Source organism: Gordonia sp. DT30 (genome assembly GCF_049844915.1).
Classification (GTDB): Bacteria; Actinomycetota; Actinomycetes; order Mycobacteriales; family Mycobacteriaceae; genus Gordonia.
Genome location: NZ_JBNCLY010000012.1, coordinates 99,483 through 115,740 on the forward strand (window position 1 = coordinate 99,483; position 16,258 = coordinate 115,740).

The window sequence follows — 16,258 nt, forward strand, 5'->3', positions numbered from 1 at the left end:
TTGCCATGGAGAACTGCCGCGCGGGGTGTGACGGTCCGCTGGCGCCGTTGGCGGTACTGATCCTGGGGCTGGTCGCCGAACGACCGATGCACCCCTACGAGATGGCGCAGACGGCGATGGAGCGGCGCGAGGACCGCTTGGTCAAGTTCCGTCCCGGCACGCTCTATCACACGGTGGACCGCCTCGCCGGCAACGGCTTGATCGAGGTCTACGACGTGCGCCGGGAGGGCAACCGGCCCGAGCGGACCGTCTATGCGATCACCGCGACCGGCCGCGGCGCGCTGGTCGCCAACATCGAACAGATCCTCCAACGCCATCCGACCGAATACCCCGATCTGTATCTGGCCTTGTCGGAGGCACACGCGTTGCCGCGGCAGCGCGTGATCGAGCTGCTGTCGGTGCGCATCGAGGCGATGCGCGCGGAGTTGTCGGACATCGTCGAGGCCGACGCGGATGCGCGCGCGCGCGGCATCCCGGAGATGTTCTACCTCGACGCCGGCTGCCGCATCGTGACTCTGCGATCCCAGATCGATTGGCTCGCAGAGTTTTTGGACCGGCTGTCCGAAGGCGGCGTCGAATGGCTCGACGACCCGGGATCCCGCTGGGCCGCCATGCAACACTCGTTCTCGACCCCCGCGCCGGAATCGCCGGCGGCGCCTGCAATCGAACCGTCCACCGCAAGATCTTCACAGAGAGTGATCCGGAAATGAGTTCGTCCACCACACCCGCGGCGGTGACCAACCGTCCATGGCTGGCCCTGATGGCGCTGTGCGTCGGCTTCTTCATGATTCTCGTCGACATGACGATCGTCGCCGTCGCCCAGCCCCAGATCCAGGTCGCGCTGCACACCGATGTCAACGGCATCGTCTGGGTCACCAGCGCCTATCTGCTCACCTACGCGGTTCCGTTGTTGGTCACCGGCAGACTCGGTGACAAATACGGTCCGAAACTCGTCTATCAGATCGGTCTGGTGGTCTTCACCGCGGCGAGCGTGTGGTGTGGATTCTCCGGTTCCATCGGTGAGCTCATCGCCGCCCGCGCCCTGCAGGGCATCGGCGCCGCACTCATCACCCCGCAGACCATGGCCCTGATCACCCGCATCTTCCCGCCCGAGAAGCGTGGCGCCGCAATGGGTGTGTGGGGCACCGTCGCCGGCGTCGCCACGCTCGTCGGTCCGTTGCTCGGTGGCATCCTCACCGACAGTTTCGGCTGGGAGTGGATCTTCTTCGTGAACCTGCCCGTCGGCATCGTCGGCCTGATCCTGGCGGCGACCCTGGTGCCCTCGGTCGAGACCCATGACCACTCCTTCGACTGGATCGGCGTCGTGCTCTCCGCGGTGGGGCTCTCGGCCCTCGTCTTCGGCATCCAGGACGGCGAGAAGTACAACTGGACGGGCTGGATCTGGGTGCTGATCATCGGCGGGATCGCGGTGATGGCGTTGTTTGTCTACTGGCAGTCGCGGATTCGCACCGAGCCGCTGGTGCCGCTGTCGTTGTTCCGGGAACGCAACTTCACCTTGTCCAACATCGGCATCGCCACCATGGGCTTCGCGATCTCCGGCCTGATGATCCCGGTGATGTTCTTCCTGCAGCTGGTCGGCGGCATGACCCCGACCCGCTCGGCGGTGATGATGGTCCCGATGGCGGTGCTCACCGGCATCCTCGCGCCGATCGTCGGACGTGTCCTCGACAAGGTCCACCCCAGCGCGATCATCGCCTCGGCGCTGCTGCTCAACGCCGTCGCGGTGGGGTGGATCGGCATGATCGCGCGACCGGCGACCCCGGTGTGGCAGTTGATCATCCCGATGTGCCTGATGGGCGTGGCCTCGGCCGGAATCTGGGCGCCGCTGGCCGCGACCGCGACCCGCAACCTGCCGTGGCATCAGGCCGGCGCGGGCGCGGGCGTCTACAACACCACCCGGATGATCGGATCGGTGATCGGCGCGGCCGCGGTCGGTGCTTTGATGCAGACCCGGCTGGCCGCCGAGCTGCCCGGGGCGAACACCACCGAACACAGCAGCGCGGTGAGCCAGTTGCCTGCCGCGGTGCGGGAGCCGTTCGCCACGGCCATGGGGCAGTCGCTGTACCTGCCCGCCGCGGTCCTGCTCATCGGCGTCGTCGCCACCCTGTTCCTCGTCCGGCCCAAACATCAGGCCCCAGCGCCGAAACCGGTGGCTCCGGCCGCCGACGGTGTGGTCGCCGAGGGTGTGAGCGCCGGGGGCGCCGACGCAGTGTGACGAGGGGATCGGGGGAGGCGCGCTCGTGCCTCCCCCGTTCTGTCGGTGGCCGATCGTACGGTGTTGTCCATGCGGATTCTGCACACCTCGGACTGGCACCTCGGCCGCACCTTCCACGGTGTCGAACTCCTCGACGACCAGCGTCAGATGCTCGCCGACATCGCCTCGGTCGTCGCGGGCGAGTCGGTGGACGTGGTCGTGGTGGCCGGTGATGTCTATGACCGGTCGGTACCCTCCGCCGACGCGGTCGCGGTGTACGACGACGGCCTCGCGGGAATCGCGAACGCCGGGGCGCAGATCGTGATCACCTCGGGCAACCACGATTCGGCGACCCGTCTCGGTGCCGCATCATCTTTCGCCGCCGCCGGTGGACTGCACCTGCGCACGTCGGTCGCCGACATCGACGACCCGGTTCTGCTGTCCGACGAGTGGGGTGAGGTGGCGTTCTACGGCATTCCCTACCTCGAACCGGACGCCGTCCGGCGCGAATTCGGAATCGACGATCCGTGTGGACATCAGGGGGTGCTGACGGCGGCGATGGACCGTGTCCGTGCCGATGCCGACTCCCGGAGCGTACGTTCGGTGGTCGCCGCGCATGCGTTCGTGGTGGGGGCGGCGAGTACCGGCTCGGAACGGTCGATCAGCGTCGGTGGCGTGGAAACCGTTGCCGCCGGGACGTTCTCCGGAATCGACTACGTTGCGCTCGGTCATCTGCACTCACCACAGGAGATCACCCCGGCAGTCCGCTACAGCGGGTCGCCGTTGCCCTACTCCTTTGGCGAGAACACCCACCGCAAGGGCGTGTGGCTCGTCGATCTCGATGCCGGCGGGGTAGCAGGCGTAGGGCTGCATGAGCTGCCGTCCGTGCGCGGATTGAGCGCTCTGACAGGTACTCTCGACGACCTGCTGACCGCGGCAGAGTATGCGGACGTGTGCGATCACTACATCGAGGCAACGCTCACCGACGCCATCCGGCCGCTCGATGCGATGCGGCGTCTGCGTGAGCGGTTCCCGCACACGGTGCACGTGCACTGGGAACGTCCCGAACCCGTTGCGCGCCTGGACTATGCGTCACGCGTTCGCGGCCGCACCGACGCGCAGATCATCGCCGCGTTCGTCGCCGACGTTCGCGACGAGGCCGATGCGGTCGAACGAGACCTGATCGAACGCGCGTTGCGCGACGTGGTCGGTGAACCCGAGGCGGACGTATCCGGTACCGACGAGTGGGCGCTGTTCCACCTCGACGCCGATACACCCAAGACCGCGTGATCGGGTACCGATGAGACTGCATCGCTTACGGATGTGTGCCTTCGGGCCCTTCGCCGAGGACACCGAGATCGACTTCGACGCGCTCGCCGCCGACGGTTTGTTCCTTCTGCACGGACAGACCGGGGCAGGCAAGACGTCGGTGCTCGACGCGGTCGCCTTCGCGCTGTTCGGGCGGGTACCCGGCGCACGCCAGGAGGGTCGGCGCCTGCACTCCGATCATGCTCCCGCCCAACAGGTTCCGGAGGTCGAAGTGGAGGCCACCATCGGTGGCCGGCGGATGCGAATCGTACGCTCACCGGAGTTCCACCGTCCCAAGAAGCGCGGGACCGGGTTCACCAGGGAGCAGGCACAGGGAACGCTGACGTGGGTCGACGATTCGGGTCCCGCGCTGACGCGCCTACCCGAGATCGGCGAGGCGGTGACCCGGTTGCTCGGGATGAGCGCCGACCAGTTTTTTCAGGTCGTCCTCCTGCCGCAGGGGGATTTCGCCAGGTTCCTGCGTGCGAGCTCCGAGGAACGGGAAGAGTTGTTGGAGCGTCTCTTCGACACCGAGCGCTTCGGCGGTGTCGAGGAGTGGCTCAAGGACCGCGCTCGCCAGGCGGAGCGGTTGGTGAGCGACAAGAGCGCCGCAGTCGAGCGGATCGCGAATCAGATCGCGGCCGTGGCGGACTGCGAGATGCCCGCCGAACCCGACTACGACTGGGCGCACGGATGTCTCGCCGACGCACGTACATCGGCCGGGTCGGCACATGAACGACTGACCGCGGCCCGGGCGGTACTCGACGGCGCACAAGCCGCGCTCACGCACGGAAATCGGTTGGCCGAACTGCAGCGTCGGGCAGCCGGTGCGGCCGCGCGGTTGACGCAGCTCGACGCCGGCGCTGCCGAGCTCGATGCCGTCCGTACTGCCGCGCGCGCCGCCCGTGCCGCGGCCCCCATCGTGGGCCCGGCCGACGACCACGCCGCCGCCGCCTCGGCGGTGGCTGCCGCTCAGCACCAAACCGAGCGCGCCGCAACAGAGTTCGCCGAGCTGCCCGAAGGCGCCGCACTCCTCGCACCCGACGCCGACCTCGACGCGGCGATCGACCGTTGGACGGGGGAGTCGGCACGGTGGGAGCCGCTCGCGCGGCGAGTCGGGCAGCGACCCGCCCTGCAGGCCGACATCGGCCGGCTCGATATCGAGATCTCCTCGGCGCATGAGCGATCCGAGAAGTTGACGCCGCTGCTCGAGGCGGCACCGGCCCGGCGGGCCGCCGCGGTGGCCGCCCTGGGTGCGGCGACCGAGGCAAAGGCGGTGGCGCAACGGTTGCACACCGAGCGTGATCGATGCGACGCGATGATCGCCGCCTTTGAGTCGCGCGCTGTTCTGGATACCGAGATCGCCACGGCCACAGCAGAATTGCAGACCGCTCACGATAGTTACAATGCGGCCCGTGAGCATCACCTCGACCTGCGCGAACAACGGATCGTCGGGATGGCCGGCGAGCTGGCCGCAGCGCTCGTCGACGGCGAACCCTGCATGGTGTGCGGCTCGGCCGCGCATCCGGCCCCGGCTGATGCAGGCGAGCAGATCGACGTCGCCAAGACCGCGGAATCTGCCGCCGCGCGCGCCGAGGACCGTGCCGCCGAGCGCCGCAACCGCGCGCAGACCGCGCTGGTAGCGCTGGGCGAACGCCGCACACATCTTGTCGAGGTCATCGGTGATGCATCGGCGGAGGCCGTCGATCGACGATCCGCCGCACTCGCCCGCGAACTCGCCGACGCGACGGCCCAGGTGGCGTCGATCCCGACGCTCGAACGCGCGGTCAACGCCATCGACGCCGAGGTCGAGGGATGGCGGACCGAACTGGGCCGGATCGGCGCCTCGAGATCGGGTCGGGTGGAGCGTCGCGCCGCGCTGCAGGAACAACTCGAGGCTCTCGATGCCGAGGTCGCGCACGCCACCGGCGGCCGCGTCGGGGTGGCCCAGCGACGCGCCGAGCTCGCCGAACTGTGTCGGCGTGCGCAAGGGCTGCGTGAGGCGCGGGCCGAGACGGGGCGTGCGCAGCGGCGCTGTGACGACCTTACGGAGCGGCTGCAAAAGCTGTGCGGTGAAGCAGGATTCGCCGACGTCGTCGCGGTGCGCGCGGCTGCGGCACCCCTGCAGCAGATCGATGGCTGGGACGAAGTGCTCTCTCGGGCCGCTGCAGCACGGGCCGGTGCACAAGAAACGCTCGCCGACGCCGATGTCGCCGCCGCCATGGCCGCCGATCCGGTCGACACCGCCGCCTTGACGGCAGTCCTGGCCGAAGCCCAGCAGCACCATGACACGGCGGCACGAGAACACGCCCTGGCCGTGCGCATCGCCACCCGGCTCGAAGAATTCGTGCCCCAGTTCTGGGCCGCGCTGGATGTTCTCGCCCCGGCGCGGGCACGGCACGCACGGGTACAGGGCCTCGCCGATCTCGTCGGCGGGCGCGGCCAGAACGCACGTCGGATGTCGCTGCACTCCTACGTGCTGGCGTCCCGGCTCGAGGAGGTGTTGGTCGCGGCATCGGCACGGTTGCGTCAGATGTCGTCGGGCCGTTATGAATTCGTCCATTCCGACGCGGCGGGACCGCGAGGCAGGCGCGGCGGCCTCGGCATCGAGGTGCACGACGAATACACCGGCGCGGTCCGCGCGGCGACCACGTTGTCGGGCGGCGAAACCTTCTTCGCCTCACTGGCGCTCGCCCTCGGATTGGCCGATGTGGTGTCGGCCGAATCCGGTGGACGCGTCCTCGACACCATCTTCATCGACGAGGGTTTCGGCTCGCTCGACCCGGAGGCGCTCGATCTGGTGATGGGCGTGCTCGACGATCTCCGCTCCGGCGGGCGGGTGATCGGGGTGGTCAGTCACGTCGACGAAATGCGTGCGCGCATCCCGACCCAACTCCATGTGCTGCGCGGAACCAGCGGGTCCACCGTCCGGATGCACGGTGTGCTCGGCGTGTCATGACCAGCCGGATTGGGTCGCCACCCGTTGGTGCGCTACGCTGAGTGCCGCCCCGATGAGCCCCCGTAGCTCAGGGGATAGAGCGTCTGCCTCCGGAGCAGAAGGCCGTAGGTTCGAATCCTACCGGGGGCACCGTGACATCCCTTCCGGCCTCCGGCCGGTGTGCGCCTACTGTGTTTGAAAGAGATTCATGCAGGCGCATCGTCGATTCCATCCGTTTTCCCGGGACGCTAGAGCGTTCTACCGGTACAGGCGCTGCATGCGGTCCCACAGCAGAGCCTTCGGTGTGGAATCCATCTGCAATTCACGCATACACCGATCGAGGCGGTGAGGGTTTTCGCGGTGATAGTCGATGGCCTTGTCGAGGTCGCTGACCACAGACACCCCGTACGCTCCCTCTGCCTTGCTGACCGCCTCATCCATGAGGTTGTCATCGGGCTCGATCATGGCGAGGTCTATCAGGTCTCGGCTGAAAACGGAAGTGTCGGCCCACCTGTCGGAGTTCGCTAGAAGTTTGCTCGCCACCATGTCGAGAAGACACAGCGTTCTCATGCCACAGATCTCGTCGTCGGGGCCAGGGGTCTCGAAGCTGATGCGCCCCTCCGAAATGATCTCGAACTTGATGGGCACGCCTGCTGCTTCGAGTATTGCGCGTATCCCGTACTGATCGACCATGGGCTCGCGCAGCAGAGGTAGCTCGCGAACTGTGAGGGATTCGAATCCTGGGCCCTTGACCATCTCTCGCAGCTCTCGGTACCCGTCTGTACTGGACACCATGAAGTCGAGATCCAACGACTGTCTGAACTCTCCGAATCGGAGCGCTATCGCCGTCCCGCCGCCGAGATAGCACCTCGCGTCGAGGAACAATTCGCTGTTCAGTGACTCGAGAACTGTCTTGATGTGATTGTGATGGTCCCGGTTAAACAAGAAGCACTCCCTTGCTGTACTTGTCGGCGAGGGCATGGATCAGCGATCTTTCCTCGTCACCCATGGCGGCGTGATCAAGGTGGCGCCAGTTGCGCTCGTAGGTCCTCAGGGCCTCGAATCCACTCAGTCGGCAATCGGCATCGAGCTGCCAGGCCGCGGCACTCAACAGTGGGTAGTCGCCCACCCTCACTTCTTCCGGAACGACGTGATTCGCAGTTTCCACCTCACCGCTTTTCTCCGGCTGCGGACGAGTATTCGTCAGCTGAATGTGCAGACCGACAGCCTCGGCTGCATTCACGAGCGCTCCTACCGTGACCGACGCCGCTCCGCTTTCGATTCGATGGAATGTCACTCGGGACATTCCTGCGGACTCCGCCGTGACGGCTGCGCTCACCCCGAGCTGACGTCGGCGGCGACGGATGGCCGCGCCGACGGAGACCAACACAGCATGACCGGCATCGGATATGGCCGGATTCCTCGAAGGCATGTATCTCATTCTATGCAAAGGTGCTTGCAAGAAAGTCCGCGATCAGGTGTTGAAGGTGAACATCGCGTCTCAGGTGTCGGCGCTGAATCCGCTCTCCACGCCCTCGGCCAGTCCGACGTAGAGACGGCGCCATGGATCGTCGCCGACCAAGGTCCACTCGTGTCCGCTGCCGACGGTGTCCTCGGCGACGAGGACCACACCGGGTTCGAGCCGGAACCTCTCGCCGTCGCGCGTCACGAAATCGAGGATTCCGGCGAGGGTGACGACGTACTGCCGCCGCGGTGCGGTGTGCCAGCCCAGGGAACCGCCGCTTCTCGTTTCCTGGTACACCGACGTCGTGGTGTCGACAGCGGCCGACCGCGTGCCGTTCTCCGCAAGGTCGATGTGGCCGTGTTCGACGTGGGAACGGCCGTCGGCGTCATTGGTGAGACGGATCGCACGAATCATGGGACAAGGGTAACGATCAGAAGAGTCCGACGCCGACCGTTGCCGCCGATTCCGCTGTTGCCGATTCCCTTGTCGCCGACTCGGTTGCCGCCGATTCCGTTGCCGCCGATTCCATTGCCGCCGACTCCATGGACAGCAGTTGCCGGCACCGGTGGATTGCTACCGTCGGTCCATGTGTCGCTGGTTGGCCTACGCAGGTTCACCGATCCACCTCGAAGACCTGCTGACGCGGCCGTCGCACTCGCTGGTGGATCAGAGCTTCGAGGCCCGCCAGCTCTACCTTCCCGGTTCGCCGATGACAAAGATGATGCGCAACCACGACTGGCCGACCAACGCGGACGGATTCGGTTTCGGTTGGTACGGCGACCGCGACTTTCCGGGCAGGTATCGCCGACATCCGACCCGCATGGGGTGATCGCAACCTGCATCGTCTCGCTGAGCAGTCCGGTCACCGATGTTCCTGGCACACGTCCGCGCGGCGCTCGGCGGCACCGTCGAACGTGTCAACTGTCATCCCTTCCACCACGGCCGATGGCTGTTCCAGCACAACGGGGCAATCCCGCATTTTCCAGAACTCAAGCGAGAGTTGACCTTTGACATCTCGCCGGATCTGTACCCGTTTGTCGAGGGCAACGCCGACTCCGAGGTGTGCTTCCATCTCGCGCTGACCTATGGCCTCGAGACGGACCCGAAGAATGCGTTTGCGCGGATGGTCGGTCGCATCGAGGCGGCGCGTGCCGAGCACGGGATCGACGAGCCGTTCGTCGGCACGTTCTGTGCCGCCGCCGGCGAGTCGATCCACGCGCTCCGGTATTCCAGCGACCGGTCGTCGCGCACGTTGTATCACTCCGTGGGTCACATGCGGCTCACGTCAGCCGATCACGGCGGCCGGATCGTGCTGCCCGACGATGGGCGCATCATCGTGTCCGAGCCGCTGGAACCGGAATACCGTGACACGCACTGGGCGGAGATCCCGGAGTGGTCGTTCGTCACCGTCCGGGCGGGAGCCGAGCCCGTCGTCGAGGACTTCGAACCTGCGACGTAGGCACGGCGATCCGCGGGACGGCGCGCAGCGCGAGCGAGCGGGGCCGGGCACCGGGTGAGCCGATTGTTCCCGACCAGCGTCGGGACCATAGGATGGTGTGTTGTGACTCCCGCCGATCTCGCCGTGTTGCTGAGTACTGTCACCCGCACCGTCGTGGCCGACCGTGGTCTCGACGCGTCGCTGGTGCCCGACTCCGTCGTCGTGGAGCGACCCCGTAACGCCGACCACGGTGACTACGCCACGAATGTCGCACTTCAGCTGGGCAAACGGCTCGGCGTCGTACCGCGCGATCTGGCCGGCTGGCTCGCCGACGCCTTCGCGGCCGCGGAGGGTATCGCCAAGGCCGAGGTGGCCGGGCCGGGCTTCGTCAACATCTGGCTGGCCGCGGCCGCCCAGAACACGGTGGTGGCCACGGTCCTCGAGCAGGGCCGCGAGTACGGCCGCGGCACCGAGTTCGGCGACAAGGTGATCAACCTCGAATTCGTCTCGGCCAACCCGACCGGCCCCATCCACCTCGGCGGCACCCGCTGGGCGGCGGTCGGCGATGCACTCGGCCGCGTGCTCGCCGCGCGCGGTGGCCGGGTCACCCGCGAGTACTACTTCAACGACCACGGCTCCCAGATCGACCGCTTCGCGCGGTCATTGGAGGCCGCGGCGCTCGGGCAGCCCACCCCCGAGAACGGGTACGCAGGCGAATACATCGTCGACATCGCCCGACAGGTCGTCGAGACGGTTCCCGCTGTGCTCGACCAGCCGCCCGCCGAGCGGGTGGAGACGTTCCGGGCCGAGGGCGTCACGTTGATGTTCGACCACATCAAGACCAGCCTGCACGAGTTCGGGACCGACTTCGATGTCTTCACCCACGAGAACAAGATGTTCGAGACGGGGCTGGTCGAGGAGTGCATCGCCGAACTCAAGGGCAACGGCAACCTCTACGAGTCCGACGGCGCATGGTGGCTGCGCACCACGGCGTTCGGCGACGACAAGGACCGCGTCGTCATCAAGAGCGACGGCGACGCCGCCTACATCGCCGGCGACATCGCCTACTACCGCGACAAGCGCAACCGCGGCTTCAACCTGTGCATCTACATGCTCGGCGCCGATCATCACGGCTACATCAAGCGGCTCAAATCCGCGGCGGCCGCACTCGGCGACGATCCGGACACCGTCGAGGTGCTGATCGGGCAGATGGTGAACCTCGTCCGCGACGGCAAACCGGTGCGGATGAGCAAACGGGCGGGCACGGTGATCACCCTCGACGATCTCGTCGACGCGGTCGGGGTGGACGCGGCGCGGTACGCGCTGATCCGCTCGTCCATCGACGTCAACATCGACATCGATCTCGACCTGCTCGCGCGGCAATCCAACGACAACCCGGTCTACTACGTGCAGTACGCGCACGCTCGGCTCGCCGCGCTCGGGCGCAACGCCGACGAGCTGGGACTCACCCCGCAGATCGAGCACCTCGACCTGCTCGACACCGCCGAAGAGGGCGACCTGATCAAGACGATCGGCGATTTCGACGAGGTCGTCACGACCGCGGCGGCCCTGCGTGAACCGCATCGCGTGTGCCGGTACCTGGAAACCCTCGCGGGCACCTATCACCGCTTCTATGCACGGTGCCGGGTGCTGCCGCAGGGCGACGAGGAGCCCGGAGACATCCATCGGGCCCGGCTGGCACTGTGTGCGGCGAGCCGCCAGGTGCTGGCCAATGGGCTCGAGCTGGTCGGCGTGAGCGCACCGGAGCGGATGTGAACGCGCATCCGGCCGGGCCACGGCACGCGGAGCTGGTGGCCGCACCGCATCTGGCCCAGAAGCCCAACGATCCGGCGGCGCTCGCCGAAATCCCGGCGCAGGTATGGCCGCGCAACGCCGCCCGTGACGAGGACGGCGAGTTGCAGATCGCGGGAGTCGGCGTCACCGAACTGGCGGAAACCTTCGACACGCCGCTGTTCGTCATCGACGAGTCCGATTTCCGGTCGCGCTGCGCGGACATGCTCGACGCCTTCGGCCCGTACGGCCGTGTGCACTACGCGTCGAAAGCCTTCCTGTGCACCGAGATCGCGCGCTGGGTCGACGAGGAAGGACTGTCGATCGACGTGTGTTCCGGCGGTGAACTCGCCATCGCGCTGCGGGCCGGGTTCCCGCCCGAACGGATCGCGTTCCACGGCAACAACAAGAGCGTTGCCGAACTCGCTGCCGCCCTCGATGCGGGGGTGGGCCACATCATCTGTGACTCGATGAACGAGATCGATCGGCTCGACGCGCTGGCCGGTGAACGCGGACTCGTGGCCGACGTGCTGATCCGCGTCACCGTCGGCGTGGAGGCGCACACCCACGAATTCATCGCCACCGCTCATGAGGACCAGAAGTTCGGGTTCGCGCTCGCCGGCGGCGTGGCGATGGACGCGGTGCGCCGCGTCTTCGCCACCGACAACCTCCGGCTGGTGGGACTGCACAGTCATATCGGCTCGCAGATCTTCGATCTCGACGGCTTCGAACTCGCTGCCCACCGCGTTCTCGGACTGCTCCACGATGTGGTCGCCGAATTCGGCGTCGAGAAGACGTCGCAGATATCTGTCGTGGATCTCGGTGGGGGACTGGGTATCTCGTACGTTCCCGAGGATCGCCCGTTGCCGATCGTCGCAGTGGCCGAGAAGCTCGCCGAGATCGTGGCCCGCGAGTCGGCGGCGGTCGGGCTGCCGATGCCGACGATCGCCGTCGAGCCCGGGCGCGCCATCGCCGGTCCCGGCACCATCACGCTCTACCGCGTCGGCACCATCAAAGACGTCGCACTCGGTGGCGGTGCGATCCGCCGCTACGTCTCCGTCGACGGCGGGATGAGCGACAACATCCGGACGGTCCTCTACCAGGCCGAGTACGACGTCCGGCTGGTCTCACGGGTGTCGCAGGCCCCGGCCGCGGTGAGCCGCGTCGTCGGAAAGCACTGTGAGAGCGGCGATATCGTGGTCAAGGACTGCTGGCTGCCAGAAGACCTGGTACCCGGTGATCTGATCGGCGTGGCCGCGACCGGCGCCTACTGTTACTCGATGTCCTCGCGCTACAACCTGGTGACGCGCCCGGCCGTGGTCGGCGTCGCCGACGCGCAGGCCCGGGTGATTCTGCGGCGTGAGACCATCGACGATTTCCTGAGGCTGGAGGTGACCTAGGTGAACCCGACACACGACCCCACCGGGGCGAGCACGGGCGGGCGCCCCATCGGCCTTGCTGTGCTCGGCATGGGCAATGTGGGCACCGAGGTCGTGCGCATTCTCGACGAGAGCGCCGATGACCTGCGCGCCCGCGTCGGTGCGCCGCTCGAGTTGCGTGGGGTGGCCGTCCGCGACCTCACCAGGGCGCGTGGCATAGCTGCCGAGTTGCTGACCGACGACGCCGAATCCCTGGTCACCCGAGATGATGTCGACATCGTCGTGGAGCTGATGGGCGGGATCGATCCGGCCCGCGGACTGATCCGCGCGGCGCTCGAGAGCGGCAAGTCGGTCGTCACCGCCAACAAGGCGTTGCTCGCCGAGTACACCGGTGAGCTGGCGACGGCCGCCGCCGATGCCAAGGTCGATCTCTACTTCGAGGCCGCGGTCGCCGGCGCGATCCCGGTGATCCGGCCGCTGATGCAGTCGCTGGCCGGCGACACCGTCGAACGCGTGGCAGGAATCGTCAACGGCACCACCAACTTCATCCTCTCCGCGATGGACGAGACCGGTGCCGACTATGCCGAGACCCTTGCCGAGGCGGGGCGGCTCGGATATGCCGAGGCCGATCCCACCGCCGACGTCGAGGGCTACGACGCCGCCGCCAAGGCCGCGATCCTCGCCTCGATTGCCTTCCACACCCGCATCACCGCCGCCGACGTGTTCCGGGAGGGCATCTCCTCGGTCACCGCCGCCGACCTCGTCGCCGCCCGGAAATTCGACTGCACCGTGAAACTGCTGTCGATCTGCGAGCGGATTCGGGACGCCGATGGCAAGCAACGGGTTTCGGCTCGCGTCTATCCGGCGCTCATTCCGCTGTCGCATCCGTTGGCCACGGTCAACGGTGCGTTCAACGCGGTGGTCGTCGAGGCGCGCAGCGCCGGCCGGCTGATGTTCTACGGACAAGGCGCAGGCGGGGCACCGACCGCCTCGGCGGTGCTGGGCGATCTGGTGATGGCCGCCCGCAACAAGGTTCACGGCGGTCGTGGACCGCTGGAGTCGACCTACGCGAAGCTGCCCGTAGCCCCGATCGACGATGTGACCACCCGCTACTACGTGTCGATGCGGGTCGCCGACCGTCCGGGCGTGCTGGCCCAGATCGCCAACGAGTTCTCCAAGCGTTCGGTGAGTCTGGCCGCCGTGCGGCAGGAAGGCGCAGGCGACGACGCCCGGCTGATCGTCGTGACCCACCGGGCGCCCGACCGTGCGCAGTCGGAATGTGTTGCGGCCCTGAAAGACATGGACGCCGTGCTGATGGTGTCGAGCGTATTGCGAATGGAAGGTACCGATGACTGACGCCCCCTCAACCCCGCTCGCGCCCGTGCATTCGGGCTGGCCCGGACTCATCGAGGCCTACCGTTCACGGCTCCCGGTGGGCGACGACTGGAAGGTGGTCACCCTCCTCGAGGGCGCCACCCCGCTCGTCGCGGCACCGTATCTGTCCGAGCTGACCGGGTGCGAGGTGTACCTGAAGGTCGAGGGCCTCAATCCCACCGGCTCGTTCAAGGACCGGGGCATGACCATGGCCGTGTCCAATGCGGTCAACAACGGCAAGACCGCCGTGCTGTGCGCCTCGACCGGCAACACGTCGGCGTCGGCGGCCGCGTATGCCACCCGGGCCGGGATCACCTGCGCCGTCCTCATTCCGCAGGGCAAGATCGCCATGGGCAAACTTGCCCAGGCAGTCATGCACGGCGCCAAGATCATCCAGGTGCAGGGCAACTTCGACGACTGCCTGGAACTCGCCCGCAAGGCCACCGCGGAATTCACCGAGATCGAGCTCGTCAACTCGGTGAACCCCGCGCGTATCGAGGGCCAGAAGACCGCGGCCTTCGAAATCGTCGACGTTCTCGGCCGCGCGCCCGACGTGCACGCGTTGCCGGTTGGCAACGCGGGCAACATCACCGCCTATTGGAAGGGCTACTCGGAGTATCACGCCGACGGGATCGCCTCGTCGCTGCCGCGGATGCTCGGCGTGCAGGCGGCCGGTGCGGCGCCCCTCGTCAGCGGAGCGCCCGTCGCCGATCCCGAGACCATCGCCACCGCGATCCGCATCGGCAACCCGGCCAGCTGGCATCAGGCCGTCGCCGCCAAGGACTCCTCCGGCGGCCAGTTCCGGGCGGCCACCGACGAAAAGCTCTTGGAGGCATACCGTTTGATCGCCGGACACGAAGGCGTATTCGTCGAGCCGGCGTCGGCGGCAAGCGTCGCGGGACTGCTCGCGGCGCGCGCGGACGGCTGGATTCGCGCCGGTGAGACCGTGGTGTGCACAGTGACCGGCAACGGACTCAAGGATCCCGATACGGCGTTGTCGGGGATGCCCGATGTCGAGGCGATCGAGGTCGATCCGGTGGCGGTGGCTCATGCGCTCGGCGTCGCCTGAGCCCCGCATGGTCACCCCCGATACCGTCTATAGGCAGCTGCCCGAAGGCATTTCGACTCGAGTGCGGGTACCCGCATCCAGTGCCAACCTCGGACCGGGCTTCGATTGCCTGGGTATCGCACTGGGCATTCACGATGAGGTGAGCGTGGTGACCACCGACTCTGGGCTGTCGGTGGAGGTCGTCGGCGAGGCCGCCGACCGAGTGGCGCTCGACGCCAATCACCTCGTGGTCCGCGCCATTCTGAGTGGCCTGGCGCGCGCCGGCTTCTCGGCGCCGGGCCTGCATGTGCGCTGCGCCAACGTCATTCCGCATTCCCGGGGGCTGGGATCGTCGGCGGCTGCGGCGGTGTCGGGGCTCGCCGCCGCCTCGGGTCTGCTGTCGGCGTCGGGCCTGGGCCGGCCGCTCACCGATGACGAGCTGGTCCAATTCTCGAGCGAGTTCGAGGGTCATCCCGACAACGCCGCGGCTTCGGTACTCGGTTCGGCGGTGGTGACCTGGTCTGAACGCGTCGACGGCCTCGCCCGGTATCAGGCCCGCAAGCTGCGGGTTCACCCCGACATCTGCGCGACTGTCTTCGTACCGTCGACGGAGTCCTCGACGGCCTATACCCGTGGGTTGCTGCCTGACGAGGTGCCGCGCGCCGACGCGGTTCATAACGTCAGTCGCGCTGCGCTGGCGGTGGTGGCACTCACCGAGGACCCGGACGCGTTACTCGCCGCAACCGAGGACCGCCTGCACCAGCCATACCGCGCCGAGGCCATGGTTCCCACCGCCGAGCTGGTCGCGGCCCTGCGCTCACGCGGGCACGCGGCGACGGTGTCGGGTGCCGGTCCGAGCGTATTGGTACTCGGTGCCGGTGCGTTGCCCGCGCAAGCCCGCGACCTGGGCGTCGAGTTCGGATTCGTCCCGCAGGCGGTAGAGATCGCGGGCGGAGTGGAGATAGGCTGACGTGGTCTGGCCTCCGGAGCAGAATTGGTTGGCTGCGCGGGCCGGCGTGGGGCGGCCGGGAACAAGAGGACGAGACGGCGTGTTGCTCAGTCTGAGGCTGCGCGTTATCATATGCTCGTCTAGCCGCGAAGGCTCGTTCAGCCTTGTTCTCGGGTGATCAGCGATCGGCAACTCCGATCCACAGTGAAACGAACGGTTCACCGATACCGACCCGATCATCACGTTCTCGAGCCGGCAGTTACTGGCGCACTCGAGTACAGGAGTGACACTCGCAGCCCGGACCATGATCTCTCACCCGTCCACCGAGGGCGGGAATACCTGGCGGACCTCGG

At 67.4% G+C, this 16,258-nt stretch carries 14 protein-coding genes and 1 tRNA gene; 12 read left to right on the forward strand and 3 right to left on the reverse strand.

Annotated elements, in window-relative coordinates:
• Positions 1-5: 5 nt before the first annotated feature.
• The 5 genes from ACLQ3C_RS13195 to ACLQ3C_RS13215 all read left to right on the forward strand — a co-directional run bounded on the left by ACLQ3C_RS13195 (position 6) and on the right by ACLQ3C_RS13215 (position 6,611).
• Entirely contained in the window at positions 6-710 is a 705-nt protein-coding gene (locus ACLQ3C_RS13195; RefSeq protein ID WP_425705519.1) for a helix-turn-helix transcriptional regulator, read from the forward strand.
• Positions 707-2,236 carry an MFS transporter gene (locus ACLQ3C_RS13200; protein WP_425705520.1) on the forward strand — a complete coding sequence of 510 codons (1,530 nt, stop codon included), beginning with the start codon at positions 707-709 and terminating at the stop codon, positions 2,234-2,236. The genes ACLQ3C_RS13195 and ACLQ3C_RS13200 overlap by 4 nt, the downstream gene beginning before the upstream one ends.
• A gap of 69 nt (positions 2,237-2,305) precedes the next feature.
• Complete coding sequence (locus ACLQ3C_RS13205) at positions 2,306-3,505, forward strand: exonuclease SbcCD subunit D (protein WP_425705521.1); 1,200 nt, start codon at positions 2,306-2,308, stop codon at positions 3,503-3,505.
• 10 nt (positions 3,506-3,515) lie between these two features.
• Positions 3,516-6,482 (forward strand): AAA family ATPase, encoded by a 2,967-nt coding sequence (locus tag ACLQ3C_RS13210; protein ID WP_425705522.1) that lies wholly within the window; start codon positions 3,516-3,518, stop codon positions 6,480-6,482.
• Between the two features lie 56 nt (positions 6,483-6,538).
• Positions 6,539-6,611 (forward strand) — tRNA-Arg (locus ACLQ3C_RS13215).
• Positions 6,612-6,719: 108 nt separating this feature from the next.
• Here the strand turns inward: ACLQ3C_RS13215 and ACLQ3C_RS13220 are convergent.
• The 3 genes from ACLQ3C_RS13220 to ACLQ3C_RS13230 are packed head-to-tail and all read right to left on the reverse strand — an operon-like array spanning position 6,720 to position 8,340.
• Positions 6,720-7,442: a nucleotidyl transferase AbiEii/AbiGii toxin family protein gene (locus tag ACLQ3C_RS13220; RefSeq protein ID WP_425705523.1), complete on the reverse strand. Its 723-nt coding sequence runs from the start codon at positions 7,440-7,442 to the stop codon at positions 6,720-6,722.
• Positions 7,399-7,902: a helix-turn-helix domain-containing protein gene (locus ACLQ3C_RS13225; protein ID WP_425705567.1), complete on the reverse strand. Its 504-nt coding sequence runs from the start codon at positions 7,900-7,902 to the stop codon at positions 7,399-7,401. The genes ACLQ3C_RS13220 and ACLQ3C_RS13225 overlap by 44 nt, the downstream gene beginning before the upstream one ends.
• A 60-nt stretch (positions 7,903-7,962) precedes the next feature.
• Complete coding sequence (locus ACLQ3C_RS13230) at positions 7,963-8,340, reverse strand: cupin domain-containing protein (protein WP_425705524.1); 378 nt, start codon at positions 8,338-8,340, stop codon at positions 7,963-7,965.
• Positions 8,341-8,512: 172 nt separating this feature from the next.
• Between ACLQ3C_RS13230 and ACLQ3C_RS13235 the strand changes: the two genes are divergently transcribed.
• From ACLQ3C_RS13235 to thrB, 7 genes are all read left to right on the forward strand, one after another.
• The gene (locus tag ACLQ3C_RS13235) at positions 8,513-8,755 is read left to right on the forward strand and encodes a hypothetical protein (RefSeq protein ID WP_425705525.1); all 243 of its coding nucleotides are present in this window, start codon (positions 8,513-8,515) and stop codon (positions 8,753-8,755) included.
• A gap of 39 nt (positions 8,756-8,794) precedes the next feature.
• Positions 8,795-9,385: a class II glutamine amidotransferase gene (locus tag ACLQ3C_RS13240; RefSeq protein ID WP_425705526.1), complete on the forward strand. Its 591-nt coding sequence runs from the start codon at positions 8,795-8,797 to the stop codon at positions 9,383-9,385.
• A gap of 102 nt (positions 9,386-9,487) precedes the next feature.
• The gene (gene argS, locus ACLQ3C_RS13245; protein WP_425705527.1) at positions 9,488-11,140 is read left to right on the forward strand and encodes an arginine--tRNA ligase; all 1,653 of its coding nucleotides are present in this window, start codon (positions 9,488-9,490) and stop codon (positions 11,138-11,140) included.
• Positions 11,137-12,555: a diaminopimelate decarboxylase gene (gene lysA, locus ACLQ3C_RS13250; protein WP_425705528.1), complete on the forward strand. Its 1,419-nt coding sequence runs from the start codon at positions 11,137-11,139 to the stop codon at positions 12,553-12,555. Before argS ends, lysA begins: the two co-directional genes overlap by 4 nt.
• Entirely contained in the window at positions 12,556-13,890 is a 1,335-nt protein-coding gene (locus ACLQ3C_RS13255; protein ID WP_425705529.1) for a homoserine dehydrogenase, read from the forward strand.
• Complete coding sequence (thrC, locus tag ACLQ3C_RS13260) at positions 13,883-14,977, forward strand: threonine synthase (RefSeq protein ID WP_425705530.1); 1,095 nt, start codon at positions 13,883-13,885, stop codon at positions 14,975-14,977. Before ACLQ3C_RS13255 ends, thrC begins: the two co-directional genes overlap by 8 nt.
• On the forward strand, positions 14,958-15,926 hold the full coding sequence (thrB, locus tag ACLQ3C_RS13265) for a homoserine kinase (RefSeq protein WP_425705531.1): 969 nt from the start codon (positions 14,958-14,960) through the stop codon (positions 15,924-15,926). The genes thrC and thrB overlap by 20 nt, the downstream gene beginning before the upstream one ends.
• Positions 15,927-16,258 lie beyond the last annotated feature (332 nt).